Source organism: Cytobacillus solani, from assembly GCF_001420595.1.
Classification (GTDB): domain Bacteria; phylum Bacillota; class Bacilli; order Bacillales; family Cytobacillaceae; genus Cytobacillus; species Cytobacillus solani.
Genome location: NZ_LJIX01000006.1, coordinates 4983766 through 4991450, shown reverse-complemented (window position 1 = coordinate 4991450; position 7685 = coordinate 4983766). Strand labels below are relative to the sequence as shown.

Sequence of the window (7685 nt, the reverse complement as noted above, 5' to 3'; positions counted from 1 at the left end):
AGTAAGATTAGCTCTTAAGTTTTAAAACTTGAATTAACGTTGACGTTTTTTTGTTCGTTCAGTTTTCAAAGAGCAATTCATTAATAACGCACTTCTTTTTTAGAAGCAACTTTATTAATATACCATATAGGTTTCTGTGAGTCAAGAAGATATTTTCCTCTTTTAAGGAAACTCGTCTCCTGCTGACTTGAATTATTATATCAATCTAATATTATTATTGCAAGCATTTTTTAGTAAATATAAAATAGACCGTGTAATTACGGCCTATTTTAGTACTTCCTCTATAAATAATTGGCGGTTTTTTTCTAAATGGATAATCTCATCCGTATTGCTAATTTTTACGAGTGGTCTCGTCGGGGACTTTTCTTCAATAAATAGAATTTCTGCTACTCGATCATCGGATAGCTTTACGCTGCTCCCGATTGAAAATGTCATAATACCTGATCCAATAGCTTGCATTGCAGTAATATCATATTTACCAAACATATCTTGAAGCATCATTTCTAACACTTTAAACGGCGATTGTTTTCGTCTGTATAAACGGCTGCATGTCATAGCATGGAACGTATCAGCAACACCAATGATTTTAGCAAAAATATTAATTTTATTATTCTTCTCTCCTAAAGGGTACCCGCTGCCATCTAATCTTTCATGATGCTGCAAGATACCAATTTTTGTGCTTTCCCTTAAAAGAGAGATATTCTGAACCATTTTGTACGAATAGGTCGTATGTTTTTTCATTTCCTCAAATTCCTGTTTGGTTAATGTAGATTTCTTATTTAAAATTGCTGGTTTAATTTTTGCCATTCCAGCATCAGATAAACATCCTCCAATAGCTAACTGAACAATATCCCCTTTATTCATTCTAAGCTTTTTTCCTATAAACGCACTTATTAATCCAACTGCAACCGCATGTTGAAATAAATACTCATCTTGCGTTGATAGATGATGCAAGGAGAATAATTCAGATGGGGTTATTTCTGACTTCTCTACGAGAGGGATCATAATATTCCTAATTTTTGAAATATCAATAGGAAGACCTGCTTGCCAATTATTAAATTCTTTCTTATAATCCCTGACACCCATTAAAAATGAATCTTCTAAACTAGCCTCAATTATGGATGGGGCAATTTTTTGCTCATTTCCGTCATCATCCAAAATTTCCTTCGGCAGAAATGGAGAGCCGTTAACCATCAATTTGTCTACAGGAACCTCTTTAATTAAAAAAGCTTTTAATATTTCAATTAATTCATTCGTAATAATCGTCTTTTTACTAATGATTGGGCGATTTGTCAGACTATATATATCTTCTGTTAAAATACACCCTTCTTGAAGTTCATTTATATTTACACGCATGTCTTCACACCTCAAATGTCATGAGTCCTTAATACTATTCTACTCCATTTTAATAAAAAAGAGGAACACTAAATTGTGTCCCTCCTGCTTATTATTATTCTTGCTCATTATTCCCATCATCTTCAAGGTTTGCATCAGCACTTTCAATTGGCTTTGTTAATTCTTCATCTGATTTATCCTCATCTTTTTCAACCTTCGTAACAGTAGCAACAAATTCATTCTGACTTTCATCTAAACGGATCAATCTTACCCCTTGGGTATTACGACCCATTGTTGAAATATCACTTACTGCCATACGAATAAGGACTCCACCCGTTGTAATTAACATTAAGTCTTCTTCTCCAGTTACAGCCCGCATGGAAACAAGATTGCCGTTTTTCTCGGTTATATTACATGTCTTGATTCCTTTTCCGCCTCTTCCTTGAACTCGATATTCTTCAGAAGGAGTACGTTTGCCATAACCATTCTTAGTCACAATTAATATTTGAGATTGTTCTTCTAAAACTTCCATTCCAACAACTTCATCATCGCCATTTAAACTAATTCCCTTCACACCTGTGGCTGTACGCCCCATTGAACGAACATCCGTTTCTGGGAATCGAATAAGCAATCCATTACTTGTTCCAATAATGATTTCCTTATTGCCATCTGTTAAGCGAACAGAAATTAATTCATCATCTTCTCTCAAATTCAATGCAATTAATCCATTGTTTCTAATATGGGCAAATGAGCTTAAAGGGGAACGCTTGGAAATCCCCATTTTTGTTGTAAAGAATAAGAACCAGTCATCAACAAATTCTTCTACCGGAATGATCGCATTCACCCATTCATCCTTCTCAATTCCAAGGAGATTGATGATCGGTATCCCTTTAGCTGTTCTGCTGAATTCTGGAATCTCATACCCTTTTGAACGATAAACCTTCCCCTTATTTGTAAAGAAAAGGATCGTATCATGGGTGCAAGTAGTAATTAAATGCTCGACAAAATCGTCCTCATTTGTTCCCATTCCTTGAATTCCGCGACCTCCGCGCTTTTGAGAACGATAAGTCGATACAGGCAGTCGCTTAATATAACCCTTATGAGTCAGTGTGATGGCAATATTCTCACGCGGAATAAGGTCTTCATCTTCAATTTGCTCAATTCCACCTGCAACAATTTCTGTGCGGCGCTCATCGTCAAATCGTTCCTTGATTTCAATTAATTCTTCACGGATAATATCCAATAGTTTTTCTTCATCCGCTAAAATAGCTTTAAGCTCACCAATTAGTTTAACTAAGTTAGCATATTCTTCTTCAATCTTTTCACGTTCTAATCCAGTCAAACGCTGAAGACGCATATCAAGAATCGCCTGTGCTTGCTTATCGGATAAATTAAACTTCGACATTAATCCTTCACGCGCGATATCTGTTGTTTGGGAACTGCGGATTAATGCAATGACTTCATCTAAATGATCCAGTGCAATGCGCAAACCTTCCAGAATATGTGCACGAGCTTCTGCTTTTCTTAATTCAAACTCTGTTCTGCGGCGAATAACAACCTTTTGGTGGTTTAAGTAATAAACTAAGCATTGTTTTAAGTTTAATACCTTAGGTTCCCCATCAACTAAAGCAAGTAAATTAATACCAAAACTTGTTTGTAAAGCTGTCTGCTTATATAAATTATTCAATAAAACATTAGCATTTGCATCTTTACGAACCTCAATAACAATTCTCATACCTTCGCGATCAGATTCATCCCGAAGGTCAGTAATGCCATCAATTTTTTTATCCCTTACAAGCTCCGCAATTCTTTCTATCAATTTTGCCTTGTTCACTTGATAAGGAATTTCATTGACAATAATGACTTCCTTGCCACTTGGCTTTTGCTCAATTTCTACCTTCGCTCTTAAAGTAATGGAGCCTCTTCCAGTTTCATAAGCTTTACGAATCCCGCTGCGCCCCAAAATAATACCAGCAGTTGGAAAATCCGGGCCTGGAATAATATCCATTAGCTCTTGAATGGTTATTTCAGGATCCTTACTTACTGCTAAGACACCGTCGATCACTTCTCCAAGCTGATGTGGCGGAATATTCGTTGCCATCCCTACCGCAATCCCTGAAGTTCCATTAACTAATAAGTTAGGAAAACGTGCGGGAAGAACAACTGGCTCTTTTTCTTCTCCATCATAGTTATCTTGATAATCAATCGTATCTTTATTAATATCTCGTAGAAGCTCCATTGAGATTTTAGACATCCGAGCTTCTGTGTAACGCATAGCTGCGGCAGAGTCCCCATCAATAGAACCAAAGTTTCCATGTCCATCCACGAGCATATATCGATAGTTAAAATCCTGTGCCATCCGGACCATTGTTTCATATACCGCTGAATCACCATGAGGATGGTATTTACCAATAACATCCCCAACAATACGAGCTGACTTTTTGTACGGCTTATCCGAGTGCATACCAAGGTCATGCATCGCATATAGAATACGACGGTGAACAGGCTTTAAACCGTCTCGAACATCGGGTAATGCACGAGATACAATAACACTCATCGCATAATCAAGAAATGACTCACGCATTTCTGTGCTTATATTTCTTTCTTTTACCTGAGACTTCGGAGTTTCGGCCATTTAAAGAACCTCCCTTTTAAGTGAAACTTCCAGCATGTTTACATGCTTATCATCTGGCGACTTCATGCCTTTTCTCTTGTATCGAGGCCGGGCAGTCACCTTCGCTTTTCTACTTGTCCAGCTGCGGCTCCTAGCTCCTCGAGGTCATAAGCCAATCTAGCTAGAAGGTTAAAGAACAACCTTCCAGCTAGCTCGTCTTATGCTTGTCGGAGCTGGGCAGTCGCCTTCACTTTTCTATGTAAAACCAGGATAGAATAATCTTGTATCTATCCTGGCATCCTATTATATATCTAGATTTTTTACATATAGTGCATTTTCTTCGATAAAGTGACGACGTGGTTCAACTTTATCGCCCATTAATATTTCAAATGTCTCATCAGCTTCAATCGCATCTTCTAGATTCACTTGCAATAACGTTCTTGTTTCAGGATTCATTGTTGTCTCCCAAAGCTGCCCAGGGTTCATTTCCCCCAAACCTTTATATCGCTGTACATTTGGCTTTGGCTGACTTGGCAACCTATTCATGATTTCCTCTAGCTGACGGTCATTGTATGCATATTCAATTTTCTTCCCTTGCTGCACCTTATATAACGGCGGCTGGGCAATGTAAATATACCCGGCTTCAATAATTTGTCTTAAATATCGGTAAAAGAAGGTTAATAATAAAGTACGAATATGAGCGCCATCGACATCCGCATCCGTCATAATGATAATTTTATGATATCTCGCTTTGGAAATATCAAAATCTTCTCCTATACCGGTGCCTGCCGCTGTAATCATCGCTCGTACTTCATTATTTGAAAGAATACGATCCAATCTTGCTTTTTCGACATTCAGGATTTTCCCTCTTAAAGGGAGAATCGCTTGGAAATGGCGATCTCGCCCCTGTTTAGCTGAACCGCCCGCTGAATCACCCTCAACAATATAAAGCTCAGATATGGAAGCATCTTTAGAAGAGCAGTCTGCCAATTTCCCAGGCAAGCTTGACACTTCAAGCGCGCTCTTTCTTCTCGTTAATTCACGTGCCTTCTTTGCTGCAAGTCTTGCACGTGCTGCCATAAGGCCCTTTTCCACAATTTTTCTGGCAACTGATGGATTTTCTAATAGAAACTTTTCAAGTGTTTCTGAAAAAATAGTATCTGTAATTGCTCTAACTTCAGAATTTCCAAGCTTAGTTTTTGTTTGTCCTTCAAATTGCGGGTCAGGATGCTTTATAGAGATAATTGCAGTTAATCCTTCACGTACATCTTCTCCCGAAAGATTTGCATCATTTTCTTTAAATATCCCATTTTTTCTAGCGTAGTCATTAATGACTCGGGTTAACGCAGTTTTAAACCCTACTTCATGCGTTCCGCCTTCATACGTGTTGATGTTATTAGCAAAGGAATGGATATTTCCAGTGAAACCGTCATTATACTGCATGGAAACCTCAACATTTATACCGTCACGATCCCCTTCAATATAAATCGGCTCTTCGTGAATAACATCCTTCGTACGATTCAAGTGTTCAACATATGACTTGATTCCACCTTCGTACATATATTCACTTTTTTTATTTTCTTCACGTTTATCTTCAATCGTAATCTTTAATCCGCGATTTAAGAAAGCGAGCTCACGAATACGATTAGCAAGTGTGTCATAATCATATTCAGTTGTTTCCGTGAAGATTTCACTATCTGGCGTGAAGTGAGTAGTTGTCCCGGTATGATCTGTTTCACCAATTACTTTAAGATCCGCACAAGGAACTCCTCTTTCAAATTTTATATAATGGATCTTGCCATCACGATGGACATACACTTCCAGTTCTGTGGAAAGGGCATTTACTACCGAAGCACCAACACCATGTAATCCACCTGATACTTTGTATCCGCCGCCGCCAAATTTCCCTCCAGCATGCAGAACGGTCATGATGACTTCAACAGCCGGGCGACCCATTTTTTCTTGAATACCTACAGGAATTCCCCGGCCATTATCCGTTACGGTTATACTATTATCCTTTTCGATGCACACATTAATTTCTGAACAATATCCGGCTAATGCTTCGTCAATACTGTTATCAACAATCTCCCATACAAGGTGATGAAGACCTTTAGCACTGGTAGAACCGATATACATTCCAGGACGCTTCCTTACTGCTTCAAGACCTTCTAATACCTGTATCTGATTCGCATCATAGGACTGTTCCTGTGCAGCCTTTTGCTCTATTGACACATCGATCACCTACACTTTCATTATGCATAACTTACAAATCAATCATCTATATAAAAGCTGACGTTTAATGTCAGGTTATTTTTTTACTAGCTTCTCAATTATTTAGTAATCGTGGGTAACTGAATGTTGCGTACGTCTTTTCAATGTTCCTGAAGCTAGTGAGGAAAAATAGACTTTCTTTGAAGTGATAACTACTGATTTAAAAGACCCTTTAGAAAGGTTTACAACAGAATCATTCTGGCATTCTAAAAACTCTTCTATATACTTAGAAGAGTTAACACTTTCTTTATCTAAAATCGCAATGATATCCTTTGAACGAACTAAAATATCTTCTCCGACATGGATATACAAACACTCACCTCATTGAATCTTAGTTATTCCGCCAGCTTTAACATTAAATGCAGCTGCTTCTTTTAATGTTTGGTGATCAATTCCATCGACACTCGTTGTTGTTACAAAGGTTTGCACTTTCCCTTGTATTGTATTTAATAAATGGGACTGACGGTAGTCATCCAATTCAGAAAGAACGTCGTCAAGAAGAAGAATCGGATACTCGCCAATTTCTGAATGAATGAGTTCAATCTCTGCTAGCTTTACAGATAAAGCTGTTGTCCTTTGTTGCCCTTGCGACCCAAATGTTTGGACATCTCGGCCATTAACAAAAAAAAGAAGATCATCCCGATGTGGCCCAAATAGAGTAGTTCCGCGTTCTATCTCTCTATTTTTTATTTTAGCAAATTTTCCCTCGTACACATTTATCATTTTCGACAATTCTAGCTGTTCTGATACATCTGCTGACGGCTTGTACTCTATTTTCAGCGTTTCAAGTCCTCTAGATATGCCCTCATGGATGGGCAGCGCCCATTTTTCAAGCATCCTCAAAAATTCAAAACGCTTAGATACAATCTTCACAGCTATCTGAATAAATTGCTCTGTCAAAATTTCAAGCATCGTATGATCGGATTGTTTCTTTATTTGCATCTGTTTTAAATAATGATTACGCTGTTGTAATGTTTTTTGGTACTGGCTGATATCATGTAAATAAACGGGGGACACTTGGCCAATTTCCATATCAATAAAACGGCGTCTTACTTGCGGACTGCCTTTTACAAGATGAAGGTCTTCGGGAGCAAACATGACAACGTTCATATTTCCTACATACTGACTTAACTTTTTCTGTTCAATATGGTTACATTTAGCCTTTTTCCCCTTTTTGGAAATGATCAATTGCATTGGCAATGAACCATAGTTTTTTTGTATCCGTCCTTCTATTTTAGCATATTCTTGATCCCAGCGTATAAGATCTTTATCATTTGATGTTCGATGAGACTTTGCCATGGCTAATACATAGATGGATTCCATCACATTTGTTTTCCCTTGCGCATTCTCGCCTAATATAACATTCACTTTATTTTCGAAGTGTACCTCTAACTCTTCATAATTACGATAATTTTTCAAAAGTAATTGCTCTATATGCATAGACGCTACATCCTTTTAGCTATTT

At 37.7% G+C, this 7685-nt stretch carries 5 protein-coding genes; all 5 read right to left on the bottom strand.

The features are described from left to right. Positions 1-264: 264 nt before the first annotated feature. Positions 265-1356, bottom strand: a complete 1092-nt coding sequence (locus tag AN957_RS26500; RefSeq protein ID WP_053478296.1) for an HD-GYP domain-containing protein — start codon at positions 1354-1356, stop codon at positions 265-267. Between the two features lie 94 nt (positions 1357-1450). Further along, complete coding sequence (gyrA, locus tag AN957_RS26495) at positions 1451-3970, bottom strand: DNA gyrase subunit A (RefSeq protein ID WP_053478297.1); 2520 nt, start codon at positions 3968-3970, stop codon at positions 1451-1453. A 282-nt stretch (positions 3971-4252) separates the two neighbouring features. Next, on the bottom strand, positions 4253-6175 hold the full coding sequence (gene gyrB / locus AN957_RS26490) for a DNA topoisomerase (ATP-hydrolyzing) subunit B (RefSeq protein WP_053478819.1): 1923 nt from the start codon (positions 6173-6175) through the stop codon (positions 4253-4255). Between the two features lie 108 nt (positions 6176-6283). After that, complete coding sequence (gene remB, locus AN957_RS26485; protein ID WP_053478298.1) at positions 6284-6532, bottom strand: extracellular matrix regulator RemB; 249 nt, start codon at positions 6530-6532, stop codon at positions 6284-6286. Between the two features lie 9 nt (positions 6533-6541). Further along, the gene (recF, locus tag AN957_RS26480) at positions 6542-7660 is read right to left on the bottom strand and encodes a DNA replication/repair protein RecF (protein WP_053478299.1); all 1119 of its coding nucleotides are present in this window, start codon (positions 7658-7660) and stop codon (positions 6542-6544) included. Positions 7661-7685: the final 25 nt, after the last annotated feature.